We start from the raw sequence: 20,757 nt of genomic DNA, 5'->3' as shown, positions 1-20,757 counted from the left end.
GCGGTACTTGCGACATCTCCGCATGGGATTCCTTCTACCTAGCCATGTTCTGGATGCTCAACACCCTAGGGTGGTTGACCTTCTACTGGCACTGGAAGCACCTAGCCTTGTGGCAAGGAAACGTGGCCCAGTTCAACGAATCCTCCACCTATTTAATGGGATGGTTCCGGGATTATCTGTGGTTAAACTCTTCCCAGTTAATCAACGGATACAACCCCTACGGGACGAACAACCTGTCCGTGTGGGCTTGGATGTTCTTATTCGGACACCTGGTCTGGGCGACTGGTTTCATGTTCCTGATTAGCTGGCGCGGTTACTGGCAAGAGTTGATTGAAACTCTGGTCTGGGCCCACGAGCGCACTCCGTTAGCCAACTTGGTTCGCTGGAAAGACAAGCCGGTGGCTCTGAGCATTGTTCAAGCTCGCTTGGTCGGTCTGGCTCACTTCACCGTGGGTTATGTCCTCACCTATGCCGCCTTCTTGATTGCTTCTACCGCAGGCAAGTTCGGTTGATCAACGCTTCTCGTTGCTAGTTAAGCAAATATAACTAAAAAATCCCCTGCCTCCGGGCGGGGGATTTTTTTTAGGGTTGGTGATAAATATGGAATCAATGAGCAGAATTTGATTCGCTCAATGAACAACTATGGGTATAATCGTTTACAGCGCTTTTCTCCGCGAGTAAACCACAAAGCATCTGTAGGGGTGTGATCTTTCCGGCATTTGATGCTTAAAATATTAATGTACGGGCGAAGCATTCCGGCAGATAACCTATTGCTGAAAATATTAATCTGACTGCCGGAATGCTTCGCCCCTACGGAATGCTTCGCCCTACCGTGGTTCAGTAATCTGAAAACCGCTGTAAGAATATGCTTTTCAACTAAGACGGTTGTGTTTTGACTGTCTTGTAGTCGCCAATGTAATTATCAGTTTCCTGAAACTCGATTAGTATGTCCAATAAACCCATTCAAAAAATTATCTTCGGAAGCCCTGGAACCGGAAAAAGTTATAGAGTTGAAAATAAAATAATTCCTAACCAGTTAAATATAACTGACAAATCAAATATTATTCCAACTGTATTTCACCCAGAATATACTTATGGTGATTTTATGGGTAAACTTATGCCATTAACTGATGATAGTGGAAAGGTAGACTATAAATACTACCCAGGACATTTTTTAAAAGCAATAGCTAAAGCGTATAAAAATATAATTACTAGCTGCATTCAGTTAGAAAAAGATAAAAAAGATGAAACAGAGAAATACAAAAAAGAAATTGGAAAAAATCTAGGCGAGTTCACTAGCGAAGAAAAGTTTACTTTAGAACAAAAACACAAAAAAATAATTAAAAAACCTGATAATGTTGTTTTGGTTATTGATGAAATTAATAGAGGTAATTCAGCCGCAATTTTTGGTACAGTATTTCAACTTCTCGATAGAAACAAAAGCGGTTGGTCACAATATCCAATAACAATTTCAGATTTAGAAAAAGTTGGATTGTTGCAAGAAGTGGGATTTAAAAAATATTTTCTTTCTAAAGAGAAGGGATACTCTTTTGAGTATGATGGTCAGACTTTAAAAGAAACCGAATACGATAAATATCTTAACTATATTTTCAGCGATTTGAGCGAAAGTGACAGAGTTCAACTTCAAGAGTGCAAAATTAAATTGCCCCCCAATCTATCAATCTTGGCTACCATGAATACATCGGACAATTCAATCTATTTCATGGACAATGCATTTAAACGTCGTTGGGATTGGGAGTTTATAAATGTTGACGATGACAACCAAAGAGATGTAGTGTCCATCCGAAGAGTAAACCTTGACAATAATGATACTTGTGCTTGGAATGATTTTGTTGATAATTTAAATAAATTCATCTGCGATCCAAAGCATAAAATTAGGAAAGTTGAGGACAAACAAATTGGGTACTTTTTCATTAATGAAAAAACTATAACTGAAGAACACATCAAAAATAAATTGATGTTTTTTCTATGGGATAGTGTGTTTAGCAACAATAGAGATCCATTGACTAACCTTTTGGGAATGGAGAAAGGCACTTTAGTTACCTTTGGACAATTTACGAAAAAAGTTAAAAATTTTGTTGAGGCAATCAAGGAATATAAGGGATAAAATGTTTGACCTGAATAATATAGATATCATCAAAACCGATGAACAACGTAATCATAGCCAGTATTCATTTGTTGGTCTTCAGAGAAATCAAGAGAGCAATCGTTTAGAATTTTGGCTTCCGTTAGGATTCGATGATTTTGATGATAAAGATTTTAACCTAGTTAAAGAATTTTTCTTCAAGATGTATCGAACCTTCAAAATTTATAGGCAAAAAAAACAAAACGATTTGGAAAAAGAATACATCACCAGTTATAGAGACGGAATTATTGAAGCTGAAAAGGGATTTAGCTTTATTAATGAAAACAACGAACAGGTAATTTTTTACGGTAAACTCAATTCCTTAGACAAAATACTTGAGGGTTACGATGAATTACGAATTTCATCTTTAGGAAAAAAACAAATGAGCAGCCCTGAAATTGACTATTCCAAAATTTATCGGTATATGCACCAAGGGATATATCTTGATGAGGATGTGATTTATATTGATGAAATGAATATTGCCAAAAATATTTTAATCAAAGAAAGCCCGCCAATTTTACAAATGTTTGGTTTTATCTACACGGAAATAAAAAAAGAGTTGGAAGAATTAGAACAGATACCCGATCGGGCTGTTGAACTTGCCGATCAGTTCAAAGAAAACTATTTACAACCTGATAGTAGTTTATTTGGCGAAGATACATTTGCCGAAACCATAGAAATATTAAGAAAAACCCTGGAAGATATTGACCTAAAAACAACCTATAAAGATGAGGACTATTGGCATTTTTTTGAGGCTGTTGAGGCATTTTTGTATGGAGAACGACAAGAAGACGACCAAGGTATTTACTGGGGGTTTAGTAATTTCTATGATATATGGGAGGATATGTGCCAGACTTATGTACTTAATACACCTGAATATCGTCAAAGGGCAGTCTTTGCGGATGTTGGAGGAAAGCTAAAACTATTCCTAAATTACCATGATATTAATCCATTTAAAGTGGAATTAAATGATTTGCCAGAACCACGTTACTTGCGTCCTGATTTAGTATTGAAAACGAGCGTAAGCAAAATAGATCAGTATTATTTAGTTGATGAAAAACTCTCTAATGAAGCTGAGGTTGCAGTTAAATTGAACTTGCGTGCAGTAAAAGATCATCCAAAAATTCAAAGTGAATATAAAGAACTTTCTTATAAGACTTCTGTGATCAACACGACAGATAAGCTTGGCAGTGGATATAAATATATGTCTCAAAAAAAATTTAGCGACTTTAAAAATTTTGTAAAGCAATACTTTGAAGAATCATCTGCCTCAGTCCAAATCATTGATTACAAATATATGCGTGTTTCCGATTATGAAAAATACTCACCAAACAAGCCTGGAGAAAACAAAGTAAAAGATGATATACAGAAACAATTAGTCTATGAATGGACAGTTCAAAAAAATTGGAAAGTCAAAACAGAAAGTGAGTTTTGGATACCTTATTTTTCTAACTCAGAATTTGAAAAAATAGAAAATGTAAAGAATACTTGTTTTCAGCAAAGCCAAATTAAATTGGTAAAAATTAATTTCACAACCCTTCAAGATTTTTATATCAAGCAACAATTAGTATGATTGAGCAGATTAAGTTTCGGCATAGTGTTATTAGTGATTTTAATCCAGTTGTTTCCTTGAATTTAACAGCTTGTAAAATCGTCAATGAACAATTTATTTATCCAAAGTTAAAGGATTTTTTTGATGATAAAGGAGGCATAGATTATTATGAAGAATTAGATCCTGACAAAATTAAAACTGACATTGAATTTAGGCAAAAAGATAGCCAAGAAAGCTATGTTAAATCGTATATTTACAAAGAATTGATAAATACAATAAGTAAGAACGATGATGGCAGCATAAATTTCAAACCGAGATATGTTGTTTCTTTTGATGAAGAGTTAACCCCCGAAACAGATGCAAAAACGCAAATAAAATACGGAAAATTGAAACTTGGACAGCAGGCAATTTTATATTTTATTTATATTGATCTAAAGGATATTATTAGCTTTATCAAGCAATAAAAATTATGAAAGAATATGTGGTGGTTTTTGAATGGGCTGGCAGTAACTATTCAGCGTATGTTCGCGATTTGCCCGGTTGTATTTCGACAGGAAAAACTATTGAAGAAACCGAACAAAATATTAAAGAAGCGATCGCGCTTTATATTGAAACTCTGCGAGAAGACGGGCAAGAAATTCCCGAACCTTGTTTTTATGCTAAGGCAATTGCTGTAGCCGCTTAATCAGGCAGGTCAAAGTCAAAGGGCTTGCTCTGATCGCCCATCATTCTGTGAATATTGGCACAATCGCCACATTAAAAATGGCATAAAATATTGGGTAATAGGCACAATTAAAAAATAAATGATTATATTGGATAAATAATAAAATGCTAGTATTTTTTCTGCACGGCACGGCGGTGCGTAACCCTGGTTATAGCGATCGCACCCAAAATTTTATTCTTCAAGAATTCAGCCAACGAGGAGAAATAGAAATCCCCTCCTTTGGGGCGGCTTTTTTCGGAGATATTCTCGGTGCCGATGAACTCTGGGATTGGGTGTTGCAAGATTTAGAAAATTTTAAATGGGATCATCCCGGAGTGGATCTGGAGACAATCTTCTCTTATCAAAATTTTAGAGAACAGCTAATCAGCAAAATTTTTGGGGATATTTTTACTTATTTAAATCCTGATTATGGACACGCCGCCCGAAAAACCATTGCGGTTCAATTATTACAATTTATTAAGGAAAATCCCGGAGACGATGATTTGCATTTAGTGGCACATTCTCTGGGCAGTGTCATTTTATGGGATATTTTATTTTCTGATAAATTAAGCCCGTCTGACCCGGCTTTTTATATTCGAGATATCATTAAAGGATTAAGTGGGTATCGGCAAGGCAGAAAGGTTTACCTGAGAACTGTCACCACAATGGGTTCTCCACTGCTATTTTTTAATCGAATGTTGGGCATCGCCCCGGAGAAACTAAAAATCTTTGCCCAGCGATATGTCAAAAATCCCCTACGGTGGATTAACATTATTAATGCCGGAGATATTTTTGCTTATCCTTTAGCATCTAGTCTAAATTTGCATGATAATTCTATATTTTTTCAGGATAAGTATCTTGAAGATAAGGATATTCTTAAAAGAAGTCTGGGGAATGTGGCTATGGCTTTGGGGTTGGTGGACGATCATACAATTTATTGGAAAAGTCAGCGAGTTGCTAATCTAATTACGGCCAATTTACTGGGAGATATATCTATTTTATCTCAGGATAATGTATTGCCCGGATTCGGGAGCATTTGGGAATAATTTTTATAAAAAAAATAAAAAAATATAACAATATGATATTTTTGACCCTAAATTAGGGATAATTTAGCTAGGTAAAAATTAGAGGAAGGAGAGCATTTGATGGTAGTAGGAGTGATTATCATTAATGTTGTGATTTCCATGATTTGCCTGTATCTGGCGGCAAAATTATGGAAGATTGGCAAAAAAGTTGACAAAGCAGCTAATGCAATATTAAGAGCCGATCGCGGCACTTATAATGTCCTGCACAAGGCTCCAAGAGCGATCGCCAAAGGCGAAACAGGCACCAGAAAGTTGCGGCAAAAATACCAAAAGCTGCAAAAACAAGTTCAAACCATGCGCCAACTTCTCTTAGTGGTCAATTTTCTGGGGAAATTTACTCTGAGACGATCCTGGAAAACTCGTCCTTAGTGACAGCGGCAGAAAAATAGATCGGCCATGATTAATTTAAATCCGGCTGGGTAAAATTAGGTTTCAGGGCAATTCTGACTAAGCCTGGGTCAAATCCGCCTAAAATAAGTAAAAAGTTAATTGCTATAGAAAATGTCTAAGAATCGTTCGGGATCTTTTATTATGGGTATGCTGGTAGGAACTGCGATCGGTGCGATCGCTGGGATCTTAGTAGCACCGCGCAGTGGTCGTCAAACCCGACAACGGCTGAAAAAATCTGTTGAGGCTTTACCAGAGTTGGCAGACGACTTAGCCAAAACTGTCCAAAGTCAAGCCGATCGCCTCTCAGAATCAACTCTGCGTAATTGGGATGAAACTTTGCAAAGACTTAGAGAAGCGATCGCCGCTGGACTCGAAGCCAGCAAACAAGAACGGGAAACCCTCAACCAATTGGACAATGGTTTTTCGACGAAATCAGCGGCCAAAAACTCATCCCCTGATTGAACCCAAATCATTACCCTAGATCCCTAGATCCCAAGGGAGCGATCGCTGATTTATCCTTGTCTTGTTACTTGTCCCATGACTAGCTCCGATCCTCTAAGTAAGCAATAAGCAAAAAACCTGCTGTGACTGATCCTCTTTTTTGGCTTGGACTATCCTTTTTACTGGTTTGTGTCAGCATCATTCTGTTGTTACTGGCTGCCTTGCCCGCTTTGCAGTCTGTCGGGCGGGCAGCCCGTAGCGTGGAAAAATTAGCGGACACCTTAGCCAGAGAACTTCCCCCCACCTTACAAGCCATTCGTCTCACCGGCATGGAAATTAGTGACCTCACTGATGATGTCAACCAAGGGGTTCAAAGCGCTGGCAAAGTTGTCAAACAAGTAGATGAGAGTATCAGCAGTGCCAAGAAACAAGCAAAACGAGCACAAGTGAGCACCCAAAGCCTGATCGTTGGGGTCAAAGCCGCTTGGAAAACTTTTCGCTCCCTACCAAGCAGTTCATCCGGGGGATCTCGTAGTCTCGAAAGACTACCGCCTTCAAAACGCAGACCTTTGGACTTACGGAAAAAAACATCCAATCAGTCCAACACCTCTAGCAGTAATCAAGGAGCAATGGATCCTTATGTAGATTCATTTGAGGAATCCAGCCAGTCATATCCGTCAGCAGAAAAAAGTAGTCGATCTATCAATAACGCCAGTAATCAAACAGATATCTAGCCATCTACTGTGTTAAGTTACATGGTAAAGGATTTTTGTCCCAGTTTCAGGGGGGCAATATGTGATTTTCCCTGCCACGCATTCCGGGAATAAATCCTGAATTTTGTCGTTGATGATTTCAATAGTTGAGTTATGTCAGGACTAAAAAAAACACCAGGTTATGTCAATGCATGGACTCTTTGGTTTGAACGATTGATGGGACTATTAGTTCTGGCAAATTTACTTTTTGTAGGATTTGATTGGAGCTATGTGAAGCTGCGACCATTTTATCTCCGAAGCCATTTATGGCTGGAAGCAAATTTTCGGCAAAAACAATCTGAACAGTTTCTCAACACAGTGGAGGAACTAAAAAATGTATTAGCCGAAGATGGGTTTAATTCAGCAGATGCCATAAATTTACTTGATAAATTACGCCAACAAAATAAAGAATTATTTCAAGAAAGTCCGTTGCCGATTTTGCCAACCCAGGCTTCTTGGCAAGAAGTAAAAAAAATCCTCATGGATCATGTGGATAAAGATAATATTAATCAGGCAATAGAAATTTTTTGGAGTCAAGAATATTTAGCCGAAAAAGGTTGGCAGCAAGAGTTGGCGGTATTCGATAGAAAAATGAGTTATTTAATTGATTTTTATGAACCAAAACTGTTTTACGATCCCATCAAAGGCATCGAACCCAATCGCACTACCCAAGAGTATCTGAAAAAAGTTGATGAACTCAAGATAGTGCTTAAACTTGAAGGAATCAATGGCTCAGAAGTTGAACCTTTGTTGGCAGAACTGCGGCTTCTTAGCATGGAGATGATTGATACCGATCCATTCGCCAGAGTAAATAAAAGTGGGACTTTAGAAGAAATTAAATATAAAATGCGGGAGTATATTTATTCTAGAGATCCTAATAATCTGCCAAAACTTGTCAATATTCAATGGGTGAATTCTGCCATCATTGGGGTTTTAGACTGGTTTTCCCCGGAAGTTTTGTGGGCTAATTATTCGGCTAAAGGATCATTTAGAACATTTTGGTCAAAAGAAAACCTGATAGCGCATGGATGGGAAAAAGAGTTAGATTTTTTCGATCGTGAAATTCGCTTTTTACTGGAAAGCAACTATTTTCGTCATTTGGGGGCAAATAGTGATTGGCTAGACAGGTTCTGGCTGCTCGATCTCCCTTGGATGACGCTATTTTTAGGAGAATTTATCGGTCGAATTTGGCTATTACATCATCACAAAAAAATGTCATGGGGTAGCGCGATCGCCCACCGTTGGTACGATCTGACTTTATGGTTGCCCGTGTCAGTATTTGTACCTGGTTTTCGGTGGTTACGAGTGATTCCGGTGATTATTCGTCTGGATCAAACTAAATTTCCGGATCTGGAACCGATTAGGAATCGCCTGAGCATAAATTTTATCGCCAGTTTTGCTGAGGAACTGACCCAGGTGGTGGTGATTCGAGCGATTAACCAGATGCAGGAAGCCGTGGAAACTGGTAAGTTTACCCGATCGCTCTTTGAACCGAAAAACAAAACCCAAAAAACTTATATCGATATTAATGATATCGATGAAATTCCGACGATCGTCAACCGCTTGCTACAAGTGACCCTTTGCCAAGTTCTCCCCACCATTCAACCGGAACTGGAAGCGGTGGTTCGCTATCAAATTGAAAAAGCCATGAAAAATTCGTCCGTGTACCAGCGAATTCATCGGGTGCCCGGATTAGGTCGCTTACCAGATCAAATCGCGGAAGGTGTGATCGCGCAAGTGACGAAACTGGTGACGGAAAAACCTCAAGAAGCTTATATATCCAGTCAAAACACCACTCCCGATCCGATCGCCACTGAACTCTCAGAACGGTTAGTGAAAAAATTTACCGTCACCCTCCGCAAGGAATTGCAGCGAGATAATACCCTGGACGAAATTGAATCGTTACTGAGTGACTTTCTCGAAGAGGTTAAACTAAATTACGTCAAGAACCTCACCGAGGAGGAAATCCAAGAACTTTTGCCCATCGTCAAACAGCCGCCGCAGCTAACTGGGAGTTAGTTTTTCCCCCAACCAGACTCCCGCGATCGGTTTTTAATCCAAAAAAATTGATGGGATCGGTTTATGGTATGCTAGACTACCTTATGGAAGTTCTTAGATTGCTGAGGAGCGTTCGGAGAAATATTTTCTGATCCCAAGAGCGCTCCTTACACATGGCTTCGATGCTTCAAATCAAGCACAGATGAAAGCGACCGATGTTTAATGCTAAACTAAAGTTGGCTGAAACACCAATCCTCAGCACGAAAATCTTTTCTTCCAGTCACTTTTCTCGGCTCAAAGTCAGTCTGATGCTGAGTATCAGCCAAAACCAGGCCGTTGAATTCGAGGCATATCTGGTGAGTGCATCGGTGCATTACTGCTGAAAACAAAAAGCGGCTTTTGTCATCGAGGATTCTAGCGCCGCCACTTGATTCGTGTTCAGCGATCTGAGAAGTTTTCCTTGTCGTGAAGGAGAACGATCGAAGGTGACAAGGGTTTGAACCTGCCCCATGTCTCGTTTAGAGAGCCGCAGGAGAAAAACCTGAATACTTGCACCGAAAGTGGGTGACAACCCGCTTTTTTTATTGGAGTTTTATTATGACTCATCCATTGATCCCACAAATTATCGATTTAGCCAAACCAGTGGCAGAAAACCTGGGACTACAGGTTGTTGGAGCGGTATTTCAAACGAATCATCGCCCCCCGGTTCTTCGTGTAGACATCTGTAACCCTGATAATGACACGAGTTTAGAGGATTGTGAAAAAATGAGTCGAGCATTAGAAATGACTCTAGATGCCACCGACTTGATCCCGGATGCTTATGTCCTAGAAATCTCTAGTCCGGGTCTTTCCGGTCAACTGACTACAGACCGAGATTTTATCTCTTTTAAGGGTTTTGGGGTTCGCATTGAAACGGTTGAACCCTACAAAGGGCAGAAAGAATGGCAAGGCAACCTAGTCAGTCGAGATGAAACTAACGTTTATTTGAATCAAAAAGGTCGGGTGATTTCCATTCCGCGATCGCTCATTGCCTTAGTTGAACTCCTATAAGGAACCTAAAACCGTGGACTCACAACCATTGATCGGCGATCGTCTCAGATTTTTCTGGCCAGAAAAATCTGGAGGCGTGTTTCAGTGATGGGGCGATCCATTGGTTCTATGCCATGAAACACTTAAAAATTGCAGGAAAAATTTATGACAATGATCAATTTACCCGGACTCCGGGATATGATCGAAAAAATTAGCCAAGAACGAAATTTGCCCAAATCCTCTGTACAAGCGGCCTTAAGAGAAGCCCTAATTAAAGGATATGAACGCTACAGGCGCACCCAAAATATGGAGGGTGACAATTTTGATGAAGATTTTTTTGATAATTTTGAAGTCGAACTGGATACAGAAGAAGAAGGGTTTCGGATTTTAGCCACCAAGACCATTGTCGAAACTGTAGAAAGTATCGATCATCAAATTGCTCTGAAAGAAGTGCAGGAAGTCGCCCCGGAAGCTCAGATGGGAGATACGGTGGTTTTGGATGTGACTCCTTCTCAGCGAGAGTTTGGTCGCATGGCAGCGATTCAGACCAAGCAGGTTCTCTCCCAAAAGTTGCGGGATCAGCAGCGCCAAATGGTTCAAGAAGAGTTTCAAGAACTCGAAGGTACGGTGTTACAAGCCAAAGTGCTTAGGTTTGAACGCCAATCGGCAATTCTGGCGGTGAATAGTGGTTTGGGTAAACCGGATGTGGAAGCTGAACTGCCTAAGCGGGAACAGCTACCGAACGATAATTATCGAGCGGGATCGACGATTAAGGTTTATTTGAAAAAAGTCCGGGAAGGCCCGCATCGTGGCCCGCAATTGTTGGTGTCTCGTGCGGATGCCGGTTTAGTGGTTTATTTGTTTGCCAACGAAGTCCCAGAAATTGAGGATGAGGTGGTACGCATTGTGGCGGTCGCCCGCGAAGCTAATCCCCCTTCCCGATATGTTGGGCCACGGACAAAAATTGCCGTAGATACTTTAGAACGTGATGTGGATCCCGTGGGGGCTTGTATTGGCGCCCGGGGATCGCGGATTCAAGTGGTGGTTAATGAATTGCGGGGCGAAAAAATTGATGTGATCCGCTGGTCTCCAGATCCAGCCACTTATATTGCCAATGCTCTGAGTCCGGCAAAAGTCGATCAGGTGCTTTTGGTGGATCCTGATTCCAGGCAAGCTCATGTGCTGGTGCCAGACGATCAACTCAGCTTGGCGATTGGTAAGGAGGGACAAAATGTCCGGCTGGCAGCCCGATTGACGGGTTGGAAAATAGATATTAAAGATACGGCTAAATATGAGGAAGTGATGGACAGTCCCGAAGAGAATGAGGATGAAGAATCTCTGGATGAAGAATTTCTGGAAGAACCAGAATTAGAGGTACAAACGAAAAAATCTTAGTTAGAGGGGAGGAGCGGCGACCTCAGCACCGTAGACGATTGCGCCATTCCTTCCTGGGTGGATGATGGGTTAGAATCACGGCGATTCCCATTTTCAATTTATTTCTGAATTCATCTCTAGGATTTCTGAGCTTTGTTACTCGTTTCAGAGATGTTACTCCTAATTTTGAAGATGGGAATCACAATCGTTCTGATTATCGTTTGATCCCGGATCGCTCAGTGCTGATGCTCAAAATTTTCTGGATTTGATCACATAACAACAGATCCGGGAAAACCGCGATCGCCTAAAATAAATAAGAGTCCTCTATTTTGTCATTGATCCTAGGTGAAAGACGATCGAGATCCCTATGCTTTCTTGGACTGAGCACAGTATATTTGTACATGAAACCAAACTACCGGCGTTGTGTCAGTTGCCGCCAAGTCTTCGCCAAACATGAGTTATGGCGCGTTGTTCGGGTCTATCCATCTCATCAGGTACAATTGGATCGTGGGATGGGTAGATCGGCTTATCTGTGTCCGCAAGCAACTTGCCTACAAGCGGCTCAAAAGAAAAATCGCCTGGGCAAAGCGCTCAGATCCCCGGTTCCTCCAGAACTTTATCAAACACTCTGGGAAAAAATTCCCCTGATGTCTTCAACCGAGCGAACCCAAGACCCCTGAGCTAACCCGGAATGTTAATTCAGCAGATGCTCAAATTCCCCGGCTGCGATCGTTAGCATAACCAACTATCTCAGTAACTCTGCCCATCCTAACCTCTGACAACCCTAGCGAACATCTGAAGTGAGCCGCCCTAACACAGCACAACTAACAAATGACAAAGTTCAACAGCTTAAGATTTGAAAATCAAATTCATAGTGATCCATTTCATCTACAATTCTATAAAAATTCGTGCCAAACTATCAAAGAAGCTGTTTTACAACTTGACTGGGGATGGGCTACACCAACATATATGAACTTTGATTACTGGAATAGCTACATCAAGATTCGTGGTCAACCTAGATCCAATCTAGATAGCTCCGGCTTAACAAGAAAACCTAAATTTCATCGCGTAGGCAATCATCCTGCCACTGTTGGTGGTGTTACATGGGTTCTCCTGATGAAAACACACCAGATGATTCCTGACTATCGTTTGGCAAAATATCGGGATTAATGACATTAATGTTAACCAGATAAAAATAGCGTTTAAACCTCAAACTCGGATGAGAGATAAAGGGTCATAATTATTGCCAAAAAGCTGGTTTTCAACATATGGTTTCTTGTATAAGTCAAATCAGACAGGAAAGCAAATTCCCCTGATTTGTCAATAATGTCGGAGCAACAAAAAGAATCGTCGGCAGGAGGTTTTATGAGTGAAAAAGTCAGAATTTATGAACTTTCAAAAGAACTTAATTTGGATAATAGAGACATTTTAGCAGTTTGCGAACAGCTAAATATTTCCGTAAAAAGCCATAGCAGCACAATCACAGAAGATGATGCTGCTCGTATTCGTGCTTACTCAGAAAAGCACCCAGAAGCACGCTCATTAGGTCTAATGAAAAATAAAGCATCTTTCAATCCAGACGATCTAGAATCTGGAGGCAAGAAAAAATTAGAAATTCGCCAATTCAAAAAATCACAGGATCACGAACAACATTTGGATAGCATTTCACAAGTAGACCAAACAGAAGTCAAACAACTACAACCACCCCCGGTAAAAAAACAGCCCAACTTGTCTATGAAGCAAAATACCCTATCAAAACCATCTGAAATCTTGGAAACCCGTAGCAATCAGGCAGCGGATGTCGCTACATATGTCACAGAAAAGGAAGCATCGCCAGTGCAGGTAAATTCATCATCAGAACCCCAATATTCCCAAGAATTAGAAACTTCTGCGAGCATGACTGAACCAGAAAACTCCAGCGAGTCATTAGAAGCGACGGCTGCCTCTCTCATGGCACCCCCCGTAAGACCAGAACCTCCCCAAAAGAAATCAAGGGAAGCTGGCAAGAATCGGCCTATTCCCAAAAATCAAAAAAATAAACCACAGAAACCAGTGGGGATCAAATCAGTTGGCCCTGAATCCAAGCCAGCGGAAATCAGTGGCTCTAAAGAGGAAGTCAAAAAACCGGCGCAGGTAACTAAAACATCTCCAACTCGCCTGAAAAAAAATGCTTCTGTTCCCTCTAAATCAGTCCCAGAACTGGTGCGTCCTCGTGCCTCTGTTCCCCCAGTGATTGACAAGGATGATATAGAAGATGATGAGCCGATCATTGAAACTGAGGCGATCGTGGATTTTGATGAGGAAATCGTCGAGATCGAAAAACCCCGTTTGAAACGACCCATTCCTCCTAAGAGTGCTAAAAAATCTAAAAAGCAGAAAGATACCAAAGATATTGATGATGAGGACAATCCAGAATTACTTGATGGTTCTCAGAAAAAAGTTGCCCCTGGAAAACGTCGTCTCAAACCCTTGAAAGTTGAAGACGATGATGATGATTTTGATAGTGAATTAGACTTTGGTAATTCCATTACTAAGGTGGGTCTTTCGATCGCCCGTCCTCCCAAAGCGAAATCATCTCCTGGCAACCAGCCAAAAACCCCAGGGCCATCTACAGGTGGGTCAGGGGTTAAAGCGAAAAAAGCAGACCGGGATGGTTCGGCGGCGGCAAATCGTCGATATCGTCGCCAAGAAACTCCAGGGAAAAAACCCCGCCCTGAGAAAATTACCATGACTGGGCTGTTGACAATTCGCGAACTGGCAGACTTAATGGCGGTTCCAGAAACAGAAATTGTCAAAACCTTATTCTTCAAGGGGATCGCCGTTAATATTACCCAGAGCTTGGATTACGAAACTGCCAAAATGGTGGCAGAAGAGTTTGAGATCCAAGTAGAAGCGGCTGAAGCTAAATCTGAAGCCAAAAAAGTCCGAGAATTCCTCAATGCCGAAGATTTAGATAATCTTCAGTTGCGACCCCCAGTGGTGACGATTATGGGTCACGTAGACCACGGGAAAACCACTCTACTCGACTCGATTCGGAAAACCAAGGTCGCTCAGGGCGAAGCGGGCGGCATTACCCAGCATATTGGTGCCTACCATGTGGATGTGGAATATAATGGGGCGCTTCAGCAGGTGGTGTTCCTGGATACTCCTGGTCACGAGGCTTTTACTGCTATGCGAGCTCGCGGCACCCGCGTCACTGATATTGCCATTCTGGTGGTCGCCGCTGATGATGGGGTGCAACCACAAACCATCGAAGCGATCAGTCACGCTAAAGCAGCGGAAGTCCCCATCATCGTAGCGATTAATAAAATCGACAAAGAAGGCGCCCAACCTGAGCGGGTGATGCAACAGTTGGCCGAATATGGTCTGGTGTCAGAAGACTGGGGCGGTGATACCACTATGGTGCCTATCAGTGCCATGAAAGGTCAAAACCTGGATGAGCTTTTAGAGATGATCCTCTTGCAGGCGGAAATTGAAGAACTCTCCGCTAACCCAGACCGTGCAGCGGTCGGTACGGTGATTGAAGCCCATTTGGATAAAGCCAAAGGCCCCGTGGCTAGTTTGCTGGTGCAAAATGGTACGCTCCGTGTGGGCGATATTTTGGTGGCTGGCTCCACGATCGGTAAGGTCCGCGCCATGATTGATGACCGAGGACAGCGGGTTGAAGAAGCTCGGCCATCTTTTGCGGTGGAAGTGTTGGGCTTGAATGATGTTCCCGCTGCCGGGGATGATTTCGAGGTATTCGAGAATGAAAAAGATGGTCGTGCGGTTGCGGAAGCACGGGCCGATGAAAAACGGGCATCTCGTTTACAGCAAACAATGGCATCCCGACGGGTGACTCTGACTACTATTTCCGAGCAAGCCAAGGAAGGTGAACTGAAGGATCTGAATTTGATCCTTAAGGCAGACGTACAAGGATCCGTTGAGGCGATCTTGCAGTCTCTGGAACAGTTACCTCAAAATGAGGTGCAGGTGCGAGTGCTGTTAAGTGCGCCTGGTGAAATCACCGAGACGGATGTGGATTTGGCCGCTGCCAGTAATGCGGTGATTATTGGCTTTAATACCACTTTTGCCCCGGGCGCCCGCCATGCAGCGGATCAAGCAGGAGTTGATGTTCGCGATTACGACATTATTTATAATCTCCTGGATGATATCCGCGCCGCTATGGAAGGTCTGTTGGAACCAGAATTGGTTGAAGAACACCTGGGACAAGCGGAAGTCCGTGCGGTGTTTAGCATTGGCAAGGGCGCGGTGGCCGGTTGCTACATTCAAAATGGCAAGGTGATTCGCAACTGTAAGGTGCGAGTCCGTCGTCGCGATCAAGTGATCTATGAAGGAATGCTTGATTCTCTCAAACGGATGAAGGAAGATGCCCGCGAAGTTAACACAGGTTATGAGTGCGGTATCGGCATTGATAGTTTCAGTGATTGGAATGAAGGGGATATTATTGAGGCTTACCGGATGGTGACTAAGCGTCGGACTCTGGCTTCTAAGTAGCTTCTCAGTAGTTCCACATCCCGTTAGCGATCGCCGCTAATCGCCGATTTAGTTAGCGATCGCCATTTGTTAGTTCTGAAGAATAATCAAAAAGGATCGAGTCCTAAAACAGGCTTGATCCTTTTTTTCTTTTTTCGTCGGTGGGTGCGGGGGAGGCGGAGGTGCAAGGGGGTGTAGGGGTGATAATGTCGAAGCACTGGTCTTCCTATGGGTGGATACCAGTGCTTCGCATTTTATGAGTCGTATTTATTTTTAGGGTCTTTATTTCGGCTGACCCCATTTCAACTGCAACACTTATATCTTGACACATATATGGGCAAACCCTGACTTTCGTAATAATTTCTTTAGATTCTTCAGCGCCATTTAATGATTGGGATCTGAGTTTTTGTTTCCAACATCCGGTTCACCGTCGATTTTGGCGAATTCCGCTCCGGGATGGAATGGCGAAAAAGTTCATTTGATCAGGGTTGGGTTATTTTTTGCGGTTTTCCCAGCGGAATAGCCAAACCATCAGGGCGATGACGCCGATTTGCAGGGCGAGGCTGGGTAAGGTGGAAGTGTCTTGGCGACCAGCCAGTAGTTGTAAGCAGAAGATAAAGGCACCAATGGCACCAGAGGCGCCAAAGGAGATATACACGAATTTCCGCAGTCCCCGATAAGGAGCGATCGCCTCCGCTTTTAACCGAGTATATTTTTCTCTGCTTAAGTTTTGGGGATTACGGGGGTAATTCACGGTTTTCTTAGGAGTGGGATTAGGACTGGGATTGGTCATAATTTTGCGATCGATTTTTAGGATTTTTCTGCTTGAATCTGAGTGATTTTTTCGGAATTATTGACTCTCTTGGAAAAATTCATATTGCTGGCTATCAATGCGTTTGGTTTCATACAATGTTTTGGCAATTTCTGATATGCTCAGAACTGAATGTCCCCGATAGCCATTTTGTTGCAGTCGGTCTTTAACCCCTTTTTCGTGATCGATTAATACGACAATATCTTCAACGTTTAATCCCGTTGATTTGAGTTTTTCTGCCCCTTCCATGACACTTTTGCCGCTAATCAAAATATCATCAACGACTACTACGGTTTCTCCAGGATTAAAATGCCCTTCTACCAGTCGTCGAGTGCCATGAGCTTTGACTTCTTTGCGGGGAAAAATCATGGGGTAATTCATCCGTAATGCTAATCCGGTGGCGGTGGGTAAGGCGCCGTAGGGAATTCCGGCAATGCGATCGAATTTAAGCTGTTGTAAAATTTCCGCGTAGGCGCTGATAATTCGGTCGAATATTTGGGGGTTAGAGATAATTTTTCGCAGATCAATATAATAAGGAAATGTAGCGCCAGAGGCTTGCACATATTGACCAAACATAATGCAGCCTAAGTCGTGTAGTTGTAAAATTAATTCCGTATTAGGGTTTTGTTCCGGTAAAGTAAAATCGGGAAACCACACGGAACAAGCCTGATTTTCATGGGTAATTCTAATTCGGGCTTGATTGATTATTTCACAAAGATCCAAGATTTCTATTTTGGGTTCTGCTCGGCTTAAAATGTCTTGGGGAATGGGAATAATTAAGCCGTTGCCACTAGGATTTAAGCCCGCAGTTAAGGTTTGAGCCAAATCATTTCCTTCAGCCCAAATACTGCGAGCAAGGATTAATCTTTCTGGGGCGATCGCGCGAATTTTTGCCAGAACATCGGCCCCTGCCACACCCACTTCTAAAGCTACTTGTTCTGGGGTTCCCCAGGTTTGCGCCTCTTTGACCACCTGTAAGTAAAGGGGTGATTTCTCTGTGGGATATTGTTGGATGGGAATAGCTGCGGGATTGGATGTATAGCAGAGAACCACGATCGCTTTATCCGTATAGATTAAAAAAGGTGCCGCTAAGTCTTGTCCTGGGTAAGGACTAATGGTGACTGCATCTACTTGCCAATGTTCAAAAATAGTTTCGGCAAAGATACTACTACTATTAAGATCCCCGTGGGTGGCATCCAGAATGATGGGAATATGGGCAGGAATTGCCGCTAAAGTTGTTTGCAATAATTCGATTCCGGGGGCTCCCAAGGCGGTATAAAATCCCAGGGTGGGTTTGTAAGCACAGACTAAATCCGCACTTTGCTTGATTAGGAAGTGCAGCCAGTCTTGCAAGCAATGCATCAAGTCAGAGGAATTTTCCGGGGTGCCATAATGCACCGGCAACAATTCTGGGTTGGGATCTAGTCCGAGATATAGGACACTTTGATTTTGCTCAATGGCGGCATTTAATTTATCTAAAAAGTTCATATTTTTATGGGTGATATTTTTAGTTCAATCGGTAATTTATGACCAATAATATTAGCTAATTTATATCAATTTGCTTTAATGATTCAGATTACTGGCGAGCATATGAGTTAGTTTATTTTTTGGGTGCAGCCTTTTTTAATATGAATTAGCAACGATACTCTCGCCAACGATAAATTAAACCGGATTTAAAGTCAAGCACGATCGCATTATTCCGACATTTGGTTTCGCCGGTAATCTGATTCCGGTCTTCCCAACACCACTCCACCAGGGCTTGATCTCCTTCTACCAGAATCCGGTTGATGTTAATTTTGATATCGACTAAAGTGCGGAGATAATCTGCGGTGATTTTTTGAATTGCCGCTTTGCCGATGAGGTGATGATCCGGCAAGATAATCTCACTATTGACCGCAAATAGGGCAGCAAATGCCTGGGCGTTTTTGGTCATGCACGCATGAGCGGCTTGTTGAATTATTGCTCTAATGGTTTCTGGCCTCATTAATGTGCTAATTGTTAAGGTTCGTTAAATTATAATAGCATTAGACGCTCAAATATTGGTTATTGGGAACACAATTTAAACGTCAGCTAGAGAATATAATACGATAATTTTTGACTGGCTGAATCTGCATAAATTTAGTTGAATTTATCATAAATCTCTGGTAAGATAAAACATTGAACCTCCTAGTTATATAATTTAATGATATAATTATTGTATGCGATCGATGGTGCGATATTGAATCGCTTCGGCCACATGGTGAATTTTTAACTGTTCATCCCCGGCTAGGTCGGCAATGGTGCGGGAAACTTTGAGGATGCGATCGGTCGCTCTGGCAGAAAGTCCGAGTTTGCGAATGGCTCCTTCTAATAAGTTGCGGATCGGTTCATCTATGGGACACCATTGGCGGATATGACTAGCTTGCATATTGGCATTGCATTGCAGGGCAGGGTCTTGTTTGAAACGGTGATGGGCGCGATCGCGGGCTGCTTTGACTCGTTCTCTGACTGGGGCGGATGCTTCCCCGGTAGTTTGGCGGGTGATTTCTTCGGGTTTGAGGCGATTCACCATTACTTGTAAGTCGATGCGATCCATTAAAGGGCCGGAGAGTTTGGCCCAATATTGCTCCCTTTGGCGCGGGGTACAAGTACAAGCTTGAATCGGATCGCCGTAATAGCCGCAGGGACAAGGGTTGGTACTGGCGACTAGGGTAAACTGGGCGGGAAACCGGACGGTTTGCTTGGTTCGGGATATGGTGACATGACCATCTTCGAGGGGTTGGCGGAGAAATTCCAGGACATCCCGCTTAAACTCCGTGAGCTCGTCGGCGAAAAGTACACCTCGGTGGGCCAGGGAAATTTCTCCGGGACGGGGATAGGTGCCACCACCGACGAGGGAAGGGCCAGAGGCAGAGTGGTGGGGACTGCGAAAGGGGCGATCGCTGACCAAAGTCCCATAATCTTTGAGTAACCCGGCTACGGAATGAATTTGGGTGACTTCTAAGGCTTCTTCAAAGCTTAACGGGGGCAAAATTCCCGGTAAGCGTCGGGCTAACATGGTTTTGCCACTTCCCGGCGGCCCGACAAAGATTAAGTTATGTCCTCCAGCAGCAGCAATTTCTAAGGCGCGTCGGGCATGAGTTTGCCCTTTGACATCTTTTAAATCCAAACCGTTAAAACGGTTATTCACTAACTCACTTTCTCCATCAACTTTGATCGGGGAAAACTTTTTACTATTGTTGAGTAAGTCGGCGACTTCGGCAATGTTGCGACAACCGTAAACGTCCAGACCTTTGACCACGGCGGCTTCTCTGGCATTTTTCTCTGGGACGACGAGGGCGCTAATTCCTTGTTGTTGGGCTGCAGCAGCGATCGGCAGTACCCCGGCAACCGGGCGCAAACTCCCATCCAGAGAAACTTCGCCTAAAAATAGATAATCTCCCAATAGTTCTGGATTGACTTGTTCTGATGCAGCTAAAATTCCCACGGCAATGGGTAAGTCAAAGCTAGGCCCTTCTTTGCGGAGGTCTGCGGGGGTGAGGTTAATGACGATCCGCCGCATGGGGAAGACATAACCGGCATTTTTCAAAGCCGCTTTGACCCGTTCTTTGGACTCTTGTACGGCGGTATCGGGCAAACCGACGACCACCATTGCCGGTAAACCACCGGAAACATCGACTTCTGCCCCTACTTTTACGGCGTCTATACCAACGATCGCTGCACTCCAAACTCTTGCAAGCACTTTAGTTTCCCTGAATCCATAACCATAATATAGTGCGATCGCGATCGTCTGAAAAGCCCCCTGGGAAAAACCAGAAACCGGGTTTCTTTTTCGCTTACCACAGTTATCTTTGGAAACCACCACAGAAACCCGGTTTCTTTTGCCCCAGCGACCAAACCCAGAAACCGGGTTTCTTTTTCGCTTACCACAGTTATCTTTGGAAACCACCAGAGAAACCCGGTTTCTTTTGCCCCAGCGACCAAACCCAGAAACCTCACCCAGAAACCGGGTTTCTTATTC

At 42.7% G+C, this 20,757-nt stretch carries 19 protein-coding genes and 1 pseudogene; 15 read left to right on the top strand and 5 right to left on the bottom strand.

Annotated features, from left to right (window positions below):
- From psaB to AM228_RS21305, 10 genes and pseudogenes are all read left to right on the top strand, one after another.
- Positions 1-512: pseudogene (gene psaB / locus AM228_RS30065) on the top strand (photosystem I chlorophyll a apoprotein A2); the annotation flags it as partial.
- A 434-nt stretch (positions 513-946) separates the two neighbouring features.
- Entirely contained in the window at positions 947-2,128 is a 1,182-nt protein-coding gene (locus AM228_RS21345; RefSeq protein ID WP_054468971.1) for a hypothetical protein, read from the top strand.
- Position 2,129: 1 nt separating this feature from the next.
- A complete protein-coding gene (locus AM228_RS21340; RefSeq protein WP_054468970.1) occupies positions 2,130-3,719 on the top strand; it encodes a hypothetical protein in 1,590 nt (529 codons plus the stop codon).
- Positions 3,716-4,162, top strand: coding sequence for a hypothetical protein (locus AM228_RS21335; RefSeq protein WP_054468969.1), 447 nt, complete (start codon positions 3,716-3,718; stop codon positions 4,160-4,162). Before AM228_RS21340 ends, AM228_RS21335 begins: the two co-directional genes overlap by 4 nt.
- 5 nt (positions 4,163-4,167) lie before the next feature.
- Positions 4,168-4,383 carry a type II toxin-antitoxin system HicB family antitoxin gene (locus tag AM228_RS21330; protein ID WP_054468968.1) on the top strand — a complete coding sequence of 72 codons (216 nt, stop codon included), beginning with the start codon at positions 4,168-4,170 and terminating at the stop codon, positions 4,381-4,383.
- Between the two features lie 143 nt (positions 4,384-4,526).
- Entirely contained in the window at positions 4,527-5,447 is a 921-nt protein-coding gene (locus tag AM228_RS21325; protein ID WP_054468967.1) for a hypothetical protein, read from the top strand.
- Between the two features lie 99 nt (positions 5,448-5,546).
- A complete protein-coding gene (locus AM228_RS21320) occupies positions 5,547-5,855 on the top strand; it encodes a hypothetical protein (protein ID WP_054468966.1) in 309 nt (102 codons plus the stop codon).
- A gap of 132 nt (positions 5,856-5,987) precedes the next feature.
- A complete protein-coding gene (locus tag AM228_RS21315; protein ID WP_054468965.1) occupies positions 5,988-6,338 on the top strand; it encodes a YtxH domain-containing protein in 351 nt (116 codons plus the stop codon).
- 122 nt (positions 6,339-6,460) lie between these two features.
- Positions 6,461-7,051: a hypothetical protein gene (locus AM228_RS35555; RefSeq protein WP_072160880.1), complete on the top strand. Its 591-nt coding sequence runs from the start codon at positions 6,461-6,463 to the stop codon at positions 7,049-7,051.
- A 132-nt stretch (positions 7,052-7,183) separates the two neighbouring features.
- The gene (locus AM228_RS21305) at positions 7,184-9,088 is read left to right on the top strand and encodes a hypothetical protein (protein WP_054468964.1); all 1,905 of its coding nucleotides are present in this window, start codon (positions 7,184-7,186) and stop codon (positions 9,086-9,088) included.
- Between the two features lie 352 nt (positions 9,089-9,440).
- On the opposite strand, the gene AM228_RS33220 is transcribed toward AM228_RS21305, so the two are convergent.
- The gene (locus AM228_RS33220) at positions 9,441-9,638 is read right to left on the bottom strand and encodes a hypothetical protein (protein WP_156331953.1); all 198 of its coding nucleotides are present in this window, start codon (positions 9,636-9,638) and stop codon (positions 9,441-9,443) included.
- A 26-nt stretch (positions 9,639-9,664) separates the two neighbouring features.
- On the opposite strand from AM228_RS33220, the gene rimP reads away from it, so the two are divergent.
- The 5 genes from rimP to infB all read left to right on the top strand — a co-directional run bounded on the left by rimP (position 9,665) and on the right by infB (position 15,967).
- Complete coding sequence (rimP, locus tag AM228_RS21300) at positions 9,665-10,117, top strand: ribosome maturation factor RimP (RefSeq protein ID WP_054468978.1); 453 nt, start codon at positions 9,665-9,667, stop codon at positions 10,115-10,117.
- A 144-nt stretch (positions 10,118-10,261) separates the two neighbouring features.
- Positions 10,262-11,491 carry a transcription termination factor NusA gene (gene nusA, locus AM228_RS21295; protein WP_054468963.1) on the top strand — a complete coding sequence of 410 codons (1,230 nt, stop codon included), beginning with the start codon at positions 10,262-10,264 and terminating at the stop codon, positions 11,489-11,491.
- Positions 11,492-11,871: 380 nt separating this feature from the next.
- Complete coding sequence (locus tag AM228_RS21290; protein ID WP_054468962.1) at positions 11,872-12,150, top strand: YlxR family protein; 279 nt, start codon at positions 11,872-11,874, stop codon at positions 12,148-12,150.
- 151 nt (positions 12,151-12,301) lie between these two features.
- Entirely contained in the window at positions 12,302-12,640 is a 339-nt protein-coding gene (locus AM228_RS21285; RefSeq protein WP_054468961.1) for a hypothetical protein, read from the top strand.
- 195 nt (positions 12,641-12,835) lie between these two features.
- Positions 12,836-15,967 (top strand): translation initiation factor IF-2, encoded by a 3,132-nt coding sequence (infB, locus tag AM228_RS21280; protein WP_054468977.1) that lies wholly within the window; start codon positions 12,836-12,838, stop codon positions 15,965-15,967.
- A gap of 472 nt (positions 15,968-16,439) precedes the next feature.
- Here infB and AM228_RS21275 read toward each other — a convergent pair whose 3' ends face one another.
- The 4 genes from AM228_RS21275 to AM228_RS21260 all read right to left on the bottom strand — a co-directional run bounded on the left by AM228_RS21275 (position 16,440) and on the right by AM228_RS21260 (position 20,478).
- On the bottom strand, positions 16,440-16,739 hold the full coding sequence (locus AM228_RS21275; RefSeq protein WP_054468960.1) for a DUF3493 domain-containing protein: 300 nt from the start codon (positions 16,737-16,739) through the stop codon (positions 16,440-16,442).
- A 57-nt stretch (positions 16,740-16,796) separates the two neighbouring features.
- Positions 16,797-18,245, bottom strand: a complete 1,449-nt coding sequence (locus AM228_RS21270) for a bifunctional orotidine-5'-phosphate decarboxylase/orotate phosphoribosyltransferase (RefSeq protein WP_054468959.1) — start codon at positions 18,243-18,245, stop codon at positions 16,797-16,799.
- A 145-nt stretch (positions 18,246-18,390) separates the two neighbouring features.
- A complete protein-coding gene (locus AM228_RS21265; protein WP_054468958.1) occupies positions 18,391-18,741 on the bottom strand; it encodes a nuclear transport factor 2 family protein in 351 nt (116 codons plus the stop codon).
- Positions 18,742-18,948: 207 nt separating this feature from the next.
- Complete coding sequence (locus AM228_RS21260; RefSeq protein ID WP_054468976.1) at positions 18,949-20,478, bottom strand: YifB family Mg chelatase-like AAA ATPase; 1,530 nt, start codon at positions 20,476-20,478, stop codon at positions 18,949-18,951.
- Between the last annotated feature and the right edge of the window lie 279 nt (positions 20,479-20,757).

This window comes from Planktothricoides sp. SR001 (assembly GCF_001276715.1).
In the GTDB taxonomy this organism is placed as follows: domain Bacteria; phylum Cyanobacteriota; class Cyanobacteriia; order Cyanobacteriales; family Laspinemataceae; genus Planktothricoides; species Planktothricoides raciborskii.
Note: the sequence above shows the minus strand (reverse complement) of the source record. Positions and strands in the feature narration are given on the sequence as shown.